The organism is Martinezella lusitana (genome assembly GCF_016901135.1).
GTDB classification, from domain to species: Bacteria; Pseudomonadota; Alphaproteobacteria; order Rhizobiales; family Rhizobiaceae; genus Rhizobium; species Rhizobium lusitanum_D.
The window spans coordinates 108,345-125,334 of record NZ_JAFEVL010000030.1; the positions used below are offsets into that span (position 1 = coordinate 108,345).

A 16,990-nucleotide genomic window follows, 5' to 3' on the forward strand; every position below is an offset into this window, starting at 1 on the left:
CAGAGCACTGCTCGTCAAAATCGGTGCGTTTTCCAAATTCATCGGACTTGCTATTTCAGTATACCAACTGTATGTCAACTACAGGCGGATGATATGAACAAAGTTCGTGCAATGCAACAGAACGGCAACGAAATACGCTGCCGTATCGGGCCGGAATAGTCGACTGGGAGCAACCTGCATGGCAACGATTGATTTGAACTGCGACATGGGAGAAGGCTTCGGCGCCTATACGATCGGCGACGACAAGGCGATGCTCGAACTGATTACGACCGCCAATATTGCCTGCGGCTTCCATGCCGGCGATCCGGTGGTCATGCGCGACACAATTCTCGCCGCCAAGGCTTCGGGTGTTTCGATCGGCGCACATCCCTCCTTCATGGATCTTTACGGTTTCGGCCGTCGCCGCATCTCCGGCGAACGTCCCGAGGATATCGAGGCGCAGCTGATCTACCAGATCGCGGCGATCCAGGGCATGGCGAGCGCACTCGGCTGGCCGATCAGCCACATGAAGACACATGGTTCGCTCGGCAACATGGCGGCCGAAGATCCTGTCCTGGCGGATGTCTGCGCCCGCGCCCTCAAGGCTGTTGATCCCTCTCTCGTCTTCGTCACCCTTCCTTATTCTGAGACCATGAAAGCTGCCGAAAGAGCTGGCCTGAAGATCGCATGCGAAGTCTATGCCGACCGGACCTATGACGACAACGGCATGCTGACATCCCGGCAGCGCGAAGGCGCCGTCATTCATGATCTGCAGAAAAGCCTAGACCAGGTTTTGTCCATGGTTCGTGATGGAGAGATCCCGACCATCGGTGGCCGCAAGCTGCCGGTCGAAGCGGCGACAATCTGCGTCCACGGCGATACTCCTGGCGCAGTGGCAATGGCGCGATCGCTGCGCAACGCCCTTGCCGCGGAAGGGGTTGAAGTTTCTCCCTTTGCCCGCCCGCTCGTTCCATAAGGGTTATCATCGCGAGCCGCCGAGGCTTTCATCACCTCCGCCATCAACCCCTTATCGACAGTAGAGTTCCACCGGCAAATCGCTGAAGACTTCCGGGGCGCCATCGGCGATGGCGAAAGTCTGCCCCACGCCGGCGACCAGGCCGGTGCTCGCATCCGGGATCATGATGTGCACGAAGAACACCATTCCCGGTGTCATGACGAGCGGGTTACCGGAATAGATCATCGGCGGTACATCCATCCAGGTCGGCTTGAAGGTACAGCCCAGCGCATAGCCGCAAGCGGCGTAACGAGCGCCGGCAAATCAGGCATCATCAAGTACTTTGCGGTGGATATCATCCAGCGCTCCGAGCGCAACTCCCGCCCGCGCGGCATCCTTGACCTGCTCAAGCGCATCGACGGCGACCTTCATCATATCGAGCTGACGGGGATCGGGCCTTCCCGTCACCAACGTGTGCTCGATACAGACGTGATAGCGGCAGTGCGAGCCTGCGAGCTCGACGAGAATCTGGTCTTGCGCCTCGATCAGCCGTGGCCCGCCGATCCCTCGTCCATAGAGCGCACGCGGTCCTGAATTGACCAGCGGGCCACCGGAGGGAATATCACCCCCGCCAGAGAGCATCGCCGTGAGCGCGGCGGCGCTCAGCACGGTATCGGGGATGCCGGATCGCGTTGCTTCGATCGCGGCCTTGACGGCTGCATCGGCCAGTCTGCCTGCAGCACGTACATGTTCGAGTTCGGCGGCAGACTTTACCAAGCGCCCCTGACGAACGATATCGGACCCATCCTCGACCGAGCAGAAGCCCGCAAGGGCGCCATCGACCAAGTGGGCATTGGCGCCTGTCAGGCCATAGGTGGCATATTCGACGCCGACCCTTTTACCCTTCAACCCCTTTTCCGCCAGGATTGACCGCAGATCCTCCGCGGGATTGGCATCCTCGGCATTCAACCAGATGCGAATGTCGTCGTATAGCGAGGCGACGGTCGCCTGGCGTAGATCCGGCGTTCGCGTGAGTAGAATCGTGGGACTGTCATCGGCTAGGATCACGCCCGCCTGAAAGAAGACATATCCAGCCGTATCGTAACTCGTCAGCCAATAATGGCTTTCCTGCGCGAAGACGACAAGTGCATCCAGGCCGCGCTCGCGCATGCGCTTGCGCGTGGCTGCAAGGCGGCGGGCAAACTCGCTTGCTTCGAATTTGAGAACCACGTCTCTGCCGCCCGGTGTGCGGGCAGAAAACTCTTGAGGCACATACATCGTCATTGTAACTCGCACATATCGATCATGGTGAAAGGGCCATTTAGAACGTTACCGACAACGACCCGAAATGGATAAATCCGCAGTGCTCGGCGTGCGACATACGCTCCACGTCAGCGCGCATCGGCCATCTCGTGCACAGGAACGGCATCCATGAGGGCTTTCGTGTAGGGATGGCGCGCCTCGGATCTGGCTTCGCCACGGTCGAAGAGATCGACCAACACTCCATGTTGCATCACGGCGATACGATGGGCAATTTGTCGGATCAGATTGAGATCGTGCGTGATGAAGAGACAGGCCGCACCGGTGTCCTTCTGCAACTTCACCAGCAATTCAGCCACCGTCGCCTGAACCGAGACATCGAGTGCGGCTGTCACCTCGTCGCAGATGACCAATGCGGGTTCGGCCGCAAATGCGCGCGCAATTGCAACGCGCTGTTTTTCACCGCCGGACAGCTGATGCGGATAGCGCCTCGCGTAATCCGCCGGAAGGCGCACCATCTCCAACAGTTCACCGATCCGCGCGGCAATCTTCTCGCGCGGAACAATGCCGTAGAGTTTCAGCGGCCGGGCAAGGATGCGGCCGATCGTCTGACGTGGGTTGAGTGAAGCGTCGGGATGCTGGAAGACGATCTGCACGCGGCGTCGATAGTGCCGGTCGATTTCCCGCCTCCTTGTGAGGGCCTGTCCGCCGAAATGCAGCTTACCTTCGAAATCCTGCAGGCCAGCCAGGACTTTGGCAATCGTCGACTTGCCGGAACCGCTTTCCCCGACCACCCCCAACAACTCACCGCTGCCTATGGTAAGATCGATGTCCTTCGCGCCCCAGAGCGTCGCCTCTTTCGCCTCCTCACGCTTGAGGAGGCTCTGCAGAAACGAGGGTTTGGCGTAACGAACGCCGACCTTCTCAAGCCGGATCAGATCCTGCGGATTTGCCGGGGCGTCAACGCCTATCCAGCGATCCGGATTCGGAACTGCACCAATAAGCTGACGGGTATAACCGGCTGCGGGGCGCCGAAAGACCTGGTCAACGGGTCCGCTTTCAACAATGACGCCCTTATGGAGGACGCAAACGCGGTCCACAACACGCGACACCAAACCCAGATCGTGGGAAATATAAAGTGCAGACACCTGCGTCTCTTCACGAAGTTGATTGAAGAGATCGAGAATCTGTCGCGCCGTCAGGATATCGAGCGCGGTGGTGGGTTCATCGAAGATGATGAGTTCGGGCTCACAGGCAAAGGCGGTCGCAATGACCACACGTTGTTTTTCACCGCCGGACGCTTCGTGGGGATAGCGGCGCAGCATCTCCTTCGGCCGCGTAATACCGGTGCGAGCCAGTGCCGCCTCGGCCTCCCGCCAGGCTTGCGCTTTCGTCAGACCCTGATGACGCATCAGCACTTCGGCGACCTGCTCGCCGAGACGAATGGTCGGATTGAGCGATGTCGAGGGATCCTGAAACACCATCGACATCCGGCTGCCACGGATATCAGCCATCTGCCACGACGTATAATCCAGGAGTTCCTCTCCGGCCAGCCGGATGGCACCACCCGTCTCAACGGCGTTCGACGGCAGGTAGCGCATGACCGACCAAGCCATGGACGATTTGCCGGAACCAGATTCGCCGACAAGACCAACAGTTTCACCTTTCTCGATCTTCAAGTCTACGTTCTTGAGTGCATTCACCAAGCCTTCGGACGTCTTGTAGGAAAGCGAATAGTCGAGGATTGCGAGTGCCGGCTTCGGCTTGCCGGAAGCTATCTCCTCTGCGATGGGGGCCGGTGCCGTCATCAATGGCTCCTCCTGGGGTCGAGGCTATCTCGAAGGGCGTCGCCGAACAGGTTAAAGCCGAGCGCAACAAGGGCGATTGAGAGGCCGGGAACAGCGACGCACCAGGGATTGCGGAACATGAACTGACGTGCCTCAGCGACCATTAGGCCCCATTCCGCGCTCGGTGGCTGCGCGCCAAGGCCGAGAAAGCCGAGCGTCGCGCCGATCATGATCGCGAAGGAAACGCGGATCGTGGCTTCCACCACGATGGGACTCAATGCGTTCGGCAGGACTTCGCAGCATACGATGTAAATGGCAGGCTCTCCCCGCGCGACGGCGGCGCGAACATAATCACGGGTGCGAACGGAGAGGACGGCGCTGCGTGAAATACGAGCCATACCTGGCGCGAATGCCACCGCCACCGCCAGCATTGCATGCCCCATACCGCCGCCCAGCGTCGTGACGATCAGCAGGGTGAACAGAAGGTCCGGGACAGCAAGCAAACCATCCAGAATGCGCATGATCGTGCTGTCGATCCAGCCGCCGAAGACGCCTGCCACAACACCGATGACCGCACCTATGCCAACCCCGAGAACCGTTGCGCCGACACCGAAAGCAACCGTCGCGGGCGCGCCATTGAGGACGCGTGACAAGAGATCACGTCCGAACTGATCCGTTCCGAGCCAATGCGCCATTGAGGGTCCTTGCAGGCGAGCGACAGGATCGAAGACCTGCGGATCGTAGGGCGCCAGCCAAGGGCCTAGCAACGCGACGAGGCAGGTGAAGAGAAGCAACAGTGTCCCGACAGCGGCAGTGGGGGAAGACATGAAGCTACGCATAGCGCACCCTCGGATCGAGCAAGGCTATGACGATGTCGGCGAGCAGGTTGGATAGGGCATACACCGTTGCTAACAACAGGGTGACAGCCTGGATCACCGGCAGGTCGCGGTTCTCTAGCGCGTAGATCAATAGCCGGCCAAGGCCGGGCCAGGCGAAGATCTCCTCAACCACAACGATGCCGCCGAGCAGGTAGCCAATGTCGAGCGAAATGACGGCGATTGCAGGCGCGAGCGAGTTTGGCAAAGCATGGCGCCGGATAACGCGCCGCTCACGCAATCCTTTTAGCCGCGCCGCGCGGATATAGTCGGACGACAATACCTCGGACATTTCCGAACGCACCTGCCGCGCAACATGCGCCAAGAGGACAAGGCCGAGTGTGGCCGCCGGAAGAACCACGTGGGCGGCAAAACCCGCAAGGTCCTCCCAGGGGGCAACGAAGCCCCCTGCCGGAAAAGGGCCTGTGCGCGGCGCAGCCAGGAAAACGAGCAACAAAGTCCCAGTCACGAATTCGGGCAGCGCTGTGCCCAGATAGCTGAACAGGCTGAGTGCAAGATCGATGATCGTGCCACGCTTGATTGCTGCCAATGCACCCAAGGGAATTGCTGTGATGGTGACCGCGACAAGCGCGGTCACCGCCAGCAGCGCGGAATTCAGCAATGCCCCGCCGACAAGCTGTGTCACCGGCACAGACAGCCTGAGAGATGTGCCGAAATCGCCATGAAGGACGCCTGTGACCCAGCCCAGATATTGCATGTACCAGGGTTGATCGAGCCGCAACTGCCGCTCCAGAGCGGCAATGGCGTCCGGAGTGGCATATTCGCCCAGAATCATAATCGCCGCGTTGCCCGGCAAAATCGTGGTGATTGCGAAAACCGCGAAAGTGACGATTACCAGCACCAAGGCAACGGCGATCAAGCGCCGGATCAGATAGCCCCAGCTCATGACATCAAGCCTTATCGAGCCATACATTCTCAGCGTAGAAGTAGCGTGAGAGGGGCGCGATCGTCCAATCTCCCACGCCCTTGCCGTTTGCGGTCAGGATGTCCTCGAAGATCGGAACGATATAGGGGGTCTCCGCCAACATCAGTTCCTGCGCCTGGGCGTAGAGTTCACCACGCTTGGCCGGGTCGAGCGTTTCGCGCGCGTCGGCAACAAGCTTGTCGAATTTGACGTTCTTCCACGCAGTATCTTCGTAGGATGCATTGGACGTCAGCAACAGGTTGAAGGCAGCATCCTCCGTCGCCTGCATGCCCCAATAACCCATGTAGAAGTTGCCCTTCATCCAGACATTGGCGAGATAGGTGTCATGGGGCATGACCTCGACTTCGATATCGAAGCCCGCAGGCAGCGCCATCTGTTTGACCGCAATCGCCACCTGAGTGCGTATCGCCGGACGATTGGAAGCGATGAGTTTGATCTTGATGCCGTCCGGATAACCTGCCTCCACCAGCATCTTCTTTGCAGCCGCAGGATCGTAGGCGATCTCCGGGGTCTTGATTGCGTACTGATATTCGGGCGAGAGCAGATTGTCGTAAGCTGGGCGTCCCAAGCCCTCAAGTACGATGTCGACAAGCGTCGGCCGATCGATAGCCATAGCGAGCGCCTTACGCACGCGCACGTCGTTGAACGGCTTCTGGTCCTGGCGCATGGTGATGTTGACAAAGCGACCGGAGGGAATGCGTTGCGCCTTGATGCCGGCCGACTGGGAAATACGTTCGAAATCCGCCTGCTGGACGGTCAGCATTACGTCGGTACTGCCGGAAAGGAGATTGGCGCTTTCGGCCGCAAGATCCGGGAAAAGCTGCATCTCGATTGCATCGAGATAGGGTTTTCCCTTGATGAAATAATTCTCGTTCTTGACGAGGCGCACCATGCGCTCGCTGTCATAGGTCGCAAGCTTGAATGGCCCTGTACCATTGGCGGTCGTTTCCAGCTTTTCGCGAGGACCTGACAGTGTCGCTTTCGAGAGAATGCGGGCATTCGCATGCGCCGTTGAGATCGGCAGATCGGCGAACGGGCTCTTCAGCGTAAACCGTACTGTCGTCGGATCGACAGCTTCGATCTGGTCGATCATGTTGAGCACCGAGCGGGCGGCGGCCGGTATATTCGGGTCAAGGATCGTCTTGAAGGTGGCCACGACATCTTCGGCCGTACAAGGAGATCCGTCATGGAAGGTGACGCCCTTGCGGAGATAGAAGCTGAAGCTTTTCGCGTCCGCGCTACCCTCCCAGCGCTCTGCGAGGTCCGCCATGGGCTTATTGTCTGGCCCCATACGGGTCAGCCCCGAATACAACATATCCGCCACAGGATATTCCGCTGGACCCGACAGGTTCAAAACGTTCAGCGTCGCGATACGGGTGGAGTGGCTTATCTTCAGGGTGCCACCGGACTTCGGGGTCGCGGCCATGGCGCTCGACATATCGATGCCTGGCAGGAGTGCCGTCATGGCCAGTCCCTTCACCACCGCACGACGGGAAATCATGAAATTCGTCATTTCGCCCTCTTGAAAGTTGGTTGGTATTCGGCTCGAGCGGTGGTTTTCTTGTTATGATCGCCCGTTGCCAATGCGCCTTAAGGATCAGGTGATCACAGTCAGATCCTCCGGCAGAGCAGTCAGCACTTCAGGCGCCCCTTCCGTCACAAGAAGGGTGTGCCCGACTCCCATGGCAAGGCCGGTATCACTGTCTCCATTCATGACATGGTAGAATAGGGTCATGCCTGGCCTGCATTCGGTGGGGTTGCCCGAATAAATCATCGGCGGCACATCCATGCTCGTGGGAGCAAAGGTGCAGCCGACCGAATAGCCCGTGGCGCCATAGCGGGCGCGCTTGTAGCCGCCTTGGTCGAGGCCATCGGCATAGATATCGAAGATCTCGCCAAGCGTCGTTCCGGGACGGGCAACCTCCGTCATCCGGCGCAGGGTTTCCCGACCGACGTCGTACATCTTGCGATGTGCGTCGGAAGCCTTGCCGAACAGGATCGTCCATTCTGTTTTCACATTGTAGCGACGGTAAGCAACCGGATATTCGACGAGAATCTGATCGTGCTGCTCAATGCGGCGCGGATCAGAAACCCCGCGTCCGTACACGGCGCGCGACCCGGAATTGAACAGCGGCGCATTCGGCGGCATGTCGGCCCCCTGCCCCAGTATCGATGTCAGATAGACCGCCTTCAGATCGCTATCGAGAATGCCAGGGCGTGCCGCCTCAATGACGGCCGTCAACGATTGGTCGAGGATCTGGGCCGCCCGCCGCGTATAGGCGATCTCAGCCGGAGATTTGATGAGCCGCAATTTGCGGATGAGATGATCGTCGTTTTCCAGCCGGCACCAGTCCCCGATCGTCTGCTGAACGCGCCAAAGGTTCCAGCCGGTCAGGCCATGCGTGTTAAGCTCGATCGCAATCCGTTTGCCGGCAAACCCCAATTCTTCAAGGATGGCCTTCAGATCAGAGGCCGGATTGGCATCCTCTGCGTCCCACCAGATGCGAATATCCTCGATGATGCTGGTTTGACGTGCCTGCGCGAGATCGGGACGACGGGTCAAAAGGATCGGCGGTCGCCCATCCGTCGGAACGACGAGGCATTGGAAGAAGACATAGCCACCTGTGTCGAAACCCGTCAGCCAGTACATGCTCTCCTGGGCAAAGACCAACATGGCTTCGAACCCGGTCTCAGCAAGTTCCACACGCAGCCGATCCTGCCGCGCAAGATGTTCGCTACGGGGAAACGGCAAGTTGGGCTCCGCAATCATGACCACAGACATGTCCTTTGCCATCGCTGCCCAAAGGCGGCTGTTGCATCACCCTATTGTTTGGTATACCACTCGTCAACCATTGGAATACATATTTTCAAAATCAGCGAAATCAGGCCCGCGAACCGGACTCCGGCACCACCGGCACATGGATGACAAGAGGCAGCTCATGTGGCACCAGACAAAAGACCAACGCCGCGTGTAGACGGGAGGAAATAACAAGAATGCTAATGGAAACGGACAAGCGGCTTGCGCTGCAAGCCTACGAGCAGATCCTCAATCTGATCATGTCGGGCATGACACCACCGGGAACGATGATCACGGAGCGTCGCCTTGCCGAGACCCTCAACATGTCTCGCACGCCAATTCGCGATGCACTTCTCATGCTCGAAGGTGAAGGCCTGCTCATCCGTCAAGGCAGCCGTGGGCTTCAGGTCAAGCAGATGCGTATCGAAGACTACATGGATGCGTTGCAGATCCGCCTGTTGCTGGAGCCGGAAGCAGCGCGTCTTGCCGCCGGAAACATGCCCGTCGAATTGCTCGACAGCCTCGGCGAAACGCTGCAAATGCTGGTGGAAGATGGCCGCTTGGGGCAAAGCAAACCGGACAGAAGCGCAGTTCGCGATGTCGACGATCGGCTGCATGGCGGCATAGGAGATGCAGCCGGCAATCCTCAACTTGCGCAGATCATCCGCACATTGCGGCGACAGACGCAGATATTCGACCTCAGGAGCGTGCCGGAACGCTTCGAAGCGACCTGCCAGGAGCATTTGGACATCATCGGGGCCTTGCGTGATGGCCGGGGAGAAGAGGCCGCGCAAGCCATGCGGCAGCACCTTGGGCACGTGAAAGACAGCATTATCAAGAGATTGACCCGCACATGAGCATTCGGTCGCATGGCGACGCCCATCAATATCCTGATACCGATATCCGGGCGCCGGTCGATATCGGCCTGGCCGAACGCCTGTTTGATGAGTTGCGGCGACGCACGTCGAGAGATCGGGGGATCACGCGCGCATCCTATGGGCTCGGCGAGCAGATCGCCCATGACATGGTGCGGCGCGAAGCAAGAAAACTGGGACTGGACGTTACCACTGATGCGGCCGGCAACCTCTACATGACAATGAAGGGCCGCGAGGCCGGGCCGGCGATCTTCATCGGCTCTCATCTCGATTCCGTGCCCATGGGTGGCAATTTCGACGGAGCGGCCGGCGTATTGCTGGGGCTTTCGGTGCTCTCGGGCTATGTCGGTGCCCGCATCCGCCCAACGCGAGATATCACCGTCATGGCGATCCGGGCCGAGGAAAGCACCTGGTTCGGCGCATCCTATATCGGCAGCCGCGCAGCCTTCGGGCTGCTGAGCGCCGAGGAGCTGGATCACGTCAAGCGATCCTCCGATCAGATCCCGCTCGGCGCGGCGATCGATGCAGCCGGCGGTGACACCGCCGCACTTCGCGCCGGCGACGTGTTTCTTGACACCACAAAAATCGCATTGTTCATCGAGCCGCATATCGAGCAAGGTCCCGTTCTGGTAGAGCGCCGTTTGCCTGTTGGCATTGTTACCGGCATTCGCGGCTCCTTCCGCTACCGCGAGGCGCGATGTGTCGGAACCTATGCGCATTCGGGCGCAACGCCGCGCGAATATCGACAGGATGCGGTCCGCGCCGCCGCCGCTCTCGTCGTCGAACTGGACGCCGCCTGGGCACAGCTTTCACGGGAAGGCGCCGATCTCGTCGTCACCTTCGGTCAATTCTCCACCGATCCGGCCGAGGCCGCATTCAGCAAGATCGCCGGCCATCTCAGCTTTTCGCTGGATGTTCGTAGCGAGGAGCCGCAGACACTTGATCGCATGAAAACGATCGTATCCGGCATAACAGCCAAGATCGAAGCTGAGCATGGAGTGCGCTTCGAACTCGGACGTCTCACAGCAAGCACGCCCGCCAGGATGGATAAGGATCTCGTCAACGCATTAAGCGATCTTGCGCAGAAGCTCGACATAGAAACGCAAACCATGGCATGCGGCGCGGGTCATGACGCAGCCGTCTTCGCCGCCGCCGGCGTTGCAACGGGCATGGTGTTCATCCGCAACGCCCATGGAAGTCACAATCCCCACGAGCAGATGGAGATGGCCGATTTTGCCGAGGCAGCACGCCTCATCTCGGCCCTATGTCTCGATCTGCCACTGAAGCTGTTATCGCAAGGGGCGGCGGCAATCGCTTGATGCCGTGTCTTTGCATCAAGATCCAGAAAACCCCGGACATCTTCTGAAACGCGATCTGCACGTCATCGATACGAAGAGATCGAAAATGAGGAACGAAGCATGGCGGAACGCCTTCTCTATCTCGGCAACGGACGCAAGTTCCAGTCGATTGCCAAACTGGATGACCGGTTCGAGACCTGGGGCCTGAAGGTCGACAGATATTGGGCTTATGATGGCCAGTTCCCGGGCTCGCTGAAGGGTTACGACGGCATCTTTCTGTCCGGCAGCCCGCATGGTGCCTATGAGGACGTGCCCTTCATTCTGCGCGAACATGATCTGATCCGGGAGGCCGCGGAGCTCGCAATTCCGATGCTCGGCATCTGCTTCGGCAGCCAGATTCTCGCTTCGGCCCTTTGCGGCCGCGATCAGGTCTTCCGCCGGAGCACCTGCGAAATCGGCTACAAGACCCTGCCGTTAACAGCAGCAGCCGGCGCCGACAGGCTTTGCCAGGACCTGACGGACGAACTCCGCATGTTCGTTTGGCACAATGACGAGGTACGGGCCGATCACCCGGATATGACGATCCTTGCTCATTCGGACGACTGCCCCAACCAGATCTGGCGATATCGCGATGCTGAGATCTGGGGCATTCAGGGCCATCCTGAGATAACACGCACGCAGGCCCCAATCTGGTTTGAGGAAAACCGCGCTCGCATGGAAGCCGATGGTGCCGATATCGAGATCTTGAAGGCCCAGGCCGATGAGGCCGCAGAAGCCAAGACCATGCTCACCCGCTTCGCCGAACTGGTTCAGAACGGCTGAGATATGCAACGATCGATACAAGGAAACCCGGCCATGGCGACGCCTGACTATTGGTTTGAACGAGAGGAATTTCTCGCACGCCTGCATCGCGTCCAACAGGCTCTGCGAGAGAAGGGACTGGACGGCCTGATCGCCTTCCTGCCGGAAACCGTAACCTGGGTCACCGGCTATTTCACCCGCGCCTACAGCACGCTTCAGTTCGCCATCATTCCGGCGGAAGGCGCGCCAACCCTGTTCTGCCGTGATGTCGAGGAATATTATCTCGACGCAACCTGCGTTTTTTCCGACCGGATCATGTGGTCCGACAGCGACGATCGCATGAAGGTCGCGGCCGAGGCAATTGCGAGCCGCATCGGAAGATCTGCGAGACTTGGTATCGAACTTTCGGCTTGGCCACTCTCAGCCGGTCGCTATGAATATCTGAAATCCGCGCTGCCGCATGTCGAATGGAAAGACGAGAGCGATCTGACGCCGCGTATGCGGCTCATCAAATCGCCCGCTGAAATCGCCTATCAACGCCGCGCTGCCCGCGCCGCCGAAGCCGGTATGCAGGCTGCAATCGACAGTGCCGGTGCAGGCATCAGCGAGCGCGAGATGGCAGCCGAGATCTGCGCGGCAATGATCCGCGCCGGCAGCGATCTGCCGGGTCCGGGCGTCATGTCCTCCGGTGAACGCGCCTTTCATCTTCATGGCGGATATTCCGACCGTGTGTTGGAACCTGGCGATATCGTCCAGATCGAAACCACACCAAATGTGAGGCATTATCACGCGCGTTTCATGCGGCCGATCAGGATTGGCCCGGCTCGGGATGACGATCAGCATGTCGTCGAGCTGTTGACCAGCATTCAAGACGCTGCTCTTCGCGAGGTGCGGCCGGGTGTTTCGGCAAGCGTGCCCGACGCGATTTATCGTAATGGGGTGTTGTCTGCGGGGCTGCGTGAAACCTATACCAACAAGACCTTCTATTCAGTTGGTCTTCTGTTGCAGCCGAATGGCGGCGAACCGCTGGAGGCCGCTCCCAGCAGCGCTTGGACATTCGAGCCTGGGCAGACCTTTCATACCTATGTGCTGGCTCGCGGCTTCGGCATGTCCGAGACGATTGTCATCACAGACAACGGCTATGAGAGGCTCACTAATTTTCCGAGACAGCTATTCGTAAAATAGGGTTGGACGATGAGCGATCGCCATCGGCTTAGCGCCGAGATCAAACCTTGTCTGCTGCGGCTCCCTGGCACGCACCATCGCCGACCGAGCTCTCTCATTCACGTATTCCGCCAGAATTGGAGCAGGAGATGCCGCTAATCACATCCGACACGAAAGGCGTTTTCGTCATCGCCGTCACGCCCTTCGAGGAGAACGGCGCGATCGATCATGCCAGCATCGATCGCATGATCGACTTCTATTATGACAAGGGTGCCGATGGCCTGACGATCCTCGGTATGATGGGCGAGGCCCCGAAGTTGACGCAAAATGAGGCGATCGACGTCACCCGACAGGCGCTCCGCTGCTCTGACGGCAAGCCCGTGATCGTCGGCGTTTCCGCTCCCGGCCTTGCCGCCATCCACGAGTTGACCAAAGCGGTCATGGATATGGGCGCTGCCGGCGTGATGGTTGCACCACCGTCATCACTCAAGACCGACGATCAGATCGTGGCCTATTATCGAAACGTGGTCGAAACCATTGGCACCGAGGTACCAATGGTGCTGCAGGATTTCCCGCTTTCCACGGGCGTACAGATTGCGTCGAGAACGCTCAGGACGATTTTCGAAGCACATCCGAGCATCGTCATGCTGAAGCACGAAGACTGGCCCGGTCTGCAGAAGATCACAGATCTGCGCGATGACGAAGCGAAGGGATGCCGCCGCGTCTCGATTCTGTGCGGCAATGGCGGCATGTTCCTGACTGAGGAACTGCGCCGCGGCGCCGACGGTGCGATGACCGGCTTTGGCTACCCCGAAATGATGGTCGATGTTTACCGTCTCAATGCAGAGGGAAAGCTGGAAGCGGCGCAGGACCTGTTCGATGCCTATCTACCGCTGATGCGCTACGAACAGCAACCGGGCCTGGGGCTTGCCGTCCGAAAATATGTGCTCGCTAAACGTGGCGCCATCGCCAGTGCTGCCCAGCGCCGGCCCGCCGCCGCCCTCAATGCCGCCTCTGTCCAGGAAGTGGAACGTCTCATGGCGCGCCAGCAGCACAAGCTTGAGGAACTGAACTGATGGATCTGCAGATTTCAGGCAAGAAAGCCTTAGTTCTCGGGGCAAGCCGCGGTCTTGGCGCTGCGATTGCGCATGGACTGGCAGCAGAGGGCGTCGATGTGCTCGCAGCAGCCCGCACGACGCAAAGCGGCGAAACCTCCCCCTCCATCACGCGCATGGCGGTCGATCTGACCGATCCCTCCTCGGTCGCGGTGCTCAAGGAACGACTGCGCCTGCAAGGTGGCGTCGATATTCTTGTCAATAATTCCGGGGGACCGAAAGCCGGCCCTGCCATCAACCAGCCACGGCAAAGCTGGCTCTCCGCCTTCGATGCCATGGCCGCCTCGATCTTCGAGATCACCGACGCAGTTCTGGAAGGAATGATCGCCCGAAAATGGGGCCGGATCATCACCATCGGTTCATCGGGTGTCCAGCAGCCTATTCCGAACCTCGCTTTGTCGAACGGCGTCCGGGCCGCTGTTGCCGGCTGGTCGAAGACGCTTGCCGGCGAAGTGGCAGGTCACGGCATCACCGTCAACATGATCTTGCCAGGACGCATCGATACCGACCGGGTACGCGAACTCGACCATCTGCAGGCGGAAAAGAACGAGAAGTCTCTCGATGCCGTGCGGGAAGCGTCGCGGAAAACGATTCCCGCAGGTCGCTACGGCAGACCGGAAGAATTCGCCGCCGTTGCCGTTTTCCTGGCCAGCGAACAGGCGAGCTATGTCACCGGTTCGCAGATCCGCGTCGACGGAGGAATGATCAGGGGTCACTAGAATAGAATTTGAAAGGCCCTGTTCCGATCCCCATAGGGTGTCCCTACTTCTCTGTCGGAGGCCGCGATACAATCTGAATGGATTCCGATCTAGTGAGTTGCAACGAGGTGACCCTTAGGTCCGTACCCTAAGGGCGGCTTCCACCCTGTCGGCGCCGCGTGTCACGGCGTAGGCGATCACCATGTAGACAACAACGGCGATCAGGAAGGCCTCGAGGTAGTAGAAGTTCAACGCGGCGGTCAACTGCGACTGCGCGAAGATATCGACGACCTCGATGGCGAACCCAAGGGACAGCGCCTTCATGATGACCATGATCGAGTTCGCGAGATCCGGGATGGCTGCCACGATGACCTGGGGCAACATAACCCGGCGGAATAGCTGGCTCTTCTTGTAGCCCAACGAGTAGGCCGCATCTGCCTGACCTTTGTCGAATGAATTCAGGGCGCCCTTCACGACTTCCGCCTGGAAAGCGGCGACGCAAAGAGTTAGGGCGACAACGAGCGTGACCCAGTTCGGCGTCGAGTGACCGTTGTAGTCCACGCCGACCAGCGAGCTCAGGAACTGCAGCGCCGGTGGAAGGCCGTAGTAGGCGAGAAAGATCACGATGACCATCGGAACGCCCTTGAAGACGACCTTGTACGCGACGACCAGTTCCCGCAGAACGGGAATCCGCCGATACTCCACCATCGCAAACAGGCTGCCGACGATCGTGGAGAGGACGAAGATCGCGAGCGCCATGGCGAGCGTCACGGGAACCGCGCCAAGGATGTCCCAGAGATCCGGGAGAAGGACTTCGGAATCGAACATGTGAGACCTCCTATTCGATCAGACGCTTGCCATCATGGTGGCTTTGGCGGGCGCGGTGTTGGGCGCGAACTTGGAGTTTCGCTTCTCGAAGAGCCGAACGACGAGCCATGCCACCAGGCAGAGCAGCGAATAGATCACCGCCAGCACGAGGTAGGTCTCGAACTGATACTGGTTGTAGTCCCGCTCCATGACCAGATGCGCCGTTGCCATCACGTCAGCGGCGCCGATGTACATGACGAGCGCGACGTTATGGATTAGGTAAATGATGGAGTTGCCGTAACCCGGCAGGGCGATGTGCACCGCCTGTGGTCCGACGACACGGAGGAGTTTCTGACGAAACGTATATCCGAGACTGTCGGCCGCATCGTGCTGCCCGCGCTCCACGGCAAGGTAGGCCGGCCGTAGAACCTCGGACAGGTAGCCCCCGTGATAGAGGCTGAGGCCGACCATGGCGGCAACGTTCGGGGATATGAAGTCCTCGACTTCGAACAGGCCGACCACCAATGGAAGCCCGTAGAAGGCCACGAACAACTGGAGGACGACCGGAACGCTCCGGGCATAGGACACGTAGAGATCGGCCAGCTGGCTGACCACGGGCACCCTGCGAACCCGGAGCGTCGTTGCGATCAAAGCCAGGCAGAAGCCGACGATCATGGCTGTAAACGTGATCGCGAGCGTCAGCGGCAATGCCTTGAGCAGCTCGGGGATCATTATGGAAAGGTCCACCTTGGAACACTCCTTCTTGCGATTTCAGCCTTGATCGTCAGTTCGCGGCGAGGCGTTACTTCATATACGTCGTGATGTCCTCGCCGAACCATTTCTGCGAAAGCTTGGCGAGCGTGCCATCGGCCTTGAGCTCCTTCAGAGCCTTGTCGATGCCATCGGAAAGGGCCTGGTTCTCCTCGGAGCGGTGGATCAGGATGAAGGTGTTGTTGATCGCGACCGGCTCACTCGCCTTGATGTCGAGCTTCTGCTGGTCGATGACGGTCTGCTCGCCGAGGTTCGACGGCAGTACGAGGGCGTCGTACTTGCCGTTCTCGACTTCCTTCAGGCGGTCCGGATACGGAACGCCGGCGCTCGATGCTGTGATCTCGATCTTGGTGTCGGGGTTCTTTTCCTGCCACGCCGTGGCGAACTTGTAGATGCCGCCGCCGGCCGTGACGGGCACGATCTTCTTGCCGACCAGATCCTTCATCTCCTTGATACCGCTGTCCTTGCGGCTGTAGATCTTGATCAGGCTGGCGCCGATCGGGCTCTCCGGAATGAGGAACTGCTTTTCGCGCGCGGGCGCCCGATAATAGCCGCCGGTCGCGATGTCGTACTTTCCGGTGGCAAGGCCGGTTTCCTGCGCGATATCGGCGGCGCCTTCCATCACGAACTTGTACTGCGGCAGCTTGGCGTTGATCGCCTTCAGGACGTCGGGTTCGTAGCCTTGTGGCTCTACGCCGATCGCGCCCCACGACAGCGGCTTGGATTCGGCGGCCGTCGCGATCTTGATCGTGCGGACGTCTTCGGCATGGGATACGCCGGCGGTTGCCAGGGCGAAGGCGACGCAGGCTACGGCAAGGCCGAAGCCACGGCGAGAGGTTGAGCTGATGGAAGACATGTCAGG

17 protein-coding genes are annotated in these 16,990 nt (G+C 59.5%); 7 read left to right on the forward strand and 10 right to left on the reverse strand.

Translation table 11 applies throughout. The features are described from left to right. The first annotated feature begins 178 nt into the window (after positions 1–178). A complete protein-coding gene (locus tag JTP94_RS11695; RefSeq protein WP_204850657.1) occupies positions 179–955 on the forward strand; it encodes a LamB/YcsF family protein in 777 nt (258 codons plus the stop codon). Between the two features lie 51 nt (positions 956–1,006). On the opposite strand, the gene JTP94_RS11700 is transcribed toward JTP94_RS11695, so the two are convergent. The 7 genes from JTP94_RS11700 to JTP94_RS11730 all read right to left on the reverse strand — a co-directional run bounded on the left by JTP94_RS11700 (position 1,007) and on the right by JTP94_RS11730 (position 8,554). Next, a complete protein-coding gene (locus tag JTP94_RS11700) occupies positions 1,007–1,180 on the reverse strand; it encodes a hypothetical protein (RefSeq protein WP_204850658.1) in 174 nt (57 codons plus the stop codon). 78 nt (positions 1,181–1,258) lie between these two features. After that, complete coding sequence (locus JTP94_RS11705) at positions 1,259–2,164, reverse strand: Xaa-Pro peptidase family protein (protein WP_204850659.1); 906 nt, start codon at positions 2,162–2,164, stop codon at positions 1,259–1,261. A gap of 161 nt (positions 2,165–2,325) precedes the next feature. Beyond that, complete coding sequence (gene nikE / locus JTP94_RS11710) at positions 2,326–4,002, reverse strand: ABC transporter ATP-binding protein (protein WP_204850660.1); 1,677 nt, start codon at positions 4,000–4,002, stop codon at positions 2,326–2,328. Then, entirely contained in the window at positions 4,002–4,808 is an 807-nt protein-coding gene (locus tag JTP94_RS11715; protein ID WP_246754838.1) for an ABC transporter permease, read from the reverse strand. Before JTP94_RS11715 ends, nikE begins: the two co-directional genes overlap by 1 nt. 4 nt (positions 4,809–4,812) lie before the next feature. Continuing rightward, positions 4,813–5,763 carry an ABC transporter permease gene (locus JTP94_RS11720; protein ID WP_204850662.1) on the reverse strand — a complete coding sequence of 317 codons (951 nt, stop codon included), beginning with the start codon at positions 5,761–5,763 and terminating at the stop codon, positions 4,813–4,815. 4 nt (positions 5,764–5,767) lie between these two features. Further along, positions 5,768–7,315 carry an ABC transporter substrate-binding protein gene (locus tag JTP94_RS11725; protein ID WP_204850663.1) on the reverse strand — a complete coding sequence of 516 codons (1,548 nt, stop codon included), beginning with the start codon at positions 7,313–7,315 and terminating at the stop codon, positions 5,768–5,770. An 84-nt stretch (positions 7,316–7,399) separates the two neighbouring features. Continuing rightward, on the reverse strand, positions 7,400–8,554 hold the full coding sequence (locus tag JTP94_RS11730; protein ID WP_204850664.1) for a Xaa-Pro peptidase family protein: 1,155 nt from the start codon (positions 8,552–8,554) through the stop codon (positions 7,400–7,402). A gap of 35 nt (positions 8,555–8,589) precedes the next feature. Here JTP94_RS11730 and JTP94_RS11735 point away from each other — a divergent pair, with 35 nt between their 5' ends. The 6 genes from JTP94_RS11735 to JTP94_RS11760 all read left to right on the forward strand — a co-directional run bounded on the left by JTP94_RS11735 (position 8,590) and on the right by JTP94_RS11760 (position 14,571). Further along, a complete protein-coding gene (locus JTP94_RS11735) occupies positions 8,590–9,456 on the forward strand; it encodes a GntR family transcriptional regulator (protein ID WP_204850665.1) in 867 nt (288 codons plus the stop codon). Next, complete coding sequence (locus tag JTP94_RS11740; RefSeq protein ID WP_204850666.1) at positions 9,453–10,793, forward strand: hydantoinase/carbamoylase family amidase; 1,341 nt, start codon at positions 9,453–9,455, stop codon at positions 10,791–10,793. The genes JTP94_RS11735 and JTP94_RS11740 overlap by 4 nt, the downstream gene beginning before the upstream one ends. Before the next feature lie 99 nt (positions 10,794–10,892). Then, the gene (locus JTP94_RS11745; protein WP_204850667.1) at positions 10,893–11,594 is read left to right on the forward strand and encodes a type 1 glutamine amidotransferase; all 702 of its coding nucleotides are present in this window, start codon (positions 10,893–10,895) and stop codon (positions 11,592–11,594) included. 33 nt (positions 11,595–11,627) lie between these two features. Then, positions 11,628–12,758, forward strand: a complete 1,131-nt coding sequence (locus tag JTP94_RS11750; protein ID WP_204850668.1) for a Xaa-Pro peptidase family protein — start codon at positions 11,628–11,630, stop codon at positions 12,756–12,758. Positions 12,759–12,886: 128 nt separating this feature from the next. After that, positions 12,887–13,813 (forward strand): dihydrodipicolinate synthase family protein, encoded by a 927-nt coding sequence (locus JTP94_RS11755; protein ID WP_204850669.1) that lies wholly within the window; start codon positions 12,887–12,889, stop codon positions 13,811–13,813. Beyond that, positions 13,813–14,571 (forward strand): SDR family oxidoreductase, encoded by a 759-nt coding sequence (locus JTP94_RS11760; RefSeq protein ID WP_204850670.1) that lies wholly within the window; start codon positions 13,813–13,815, stop codon positions 14,569–14,571. The genes JTP94_RS11755 and JTP94_RS11760 overlap by 1 nt, the downstream gene beginning before the upstream one ends. 114 nt (positions 14,572–14,685) lie before the next feature. Here the strand turns inward: JTP94_RS11760 and JTP94_RS11765 are convergent, their stop codons facing one another. From JTP94_RS11765 to JTP94_RS11775, 3 genes are read right to left on the reverse strand one after another with little or no spacing between them, the layout of a single operon-like run. Continuing rightward, on the reverse strand, positions 14,686–15,378 hold the full coding sequence (locus JTP94_RS11765; protein ID WP_204850671.1) for an amino acid ABC transporter permease: 693 nt from the start codon (positions 15,376–15,378) through the stop codon (positions 14,686–14,688). Positions 15,379–15,396: 18 nt separating this feature from the next. Next, positions 15,397–16,104: an amino acid ABC transporter permease gene (locus tag JTP94_RS11770; RefSeq protein WP_204850672.1), complete on the reverse strand. Its 708-nt coding sequence runs from the start codon at positions 16,102–16,104 to the stop codon at positions 15,397–15,399. Between the two features lie 55 nt (positions 16,105–16,159). After that, a complete protein-coding gene (locus JTP94_RS11775; protein WP_204850673.1) occupies positions 16,160–16,984 on the reverse strand; it encodes an amino acid ABC transporter substrate-binding protein in 825 nt (274 codons plus the stop codon). Positions 16,985–16,990: the final 6 nt, after the last annotated feature.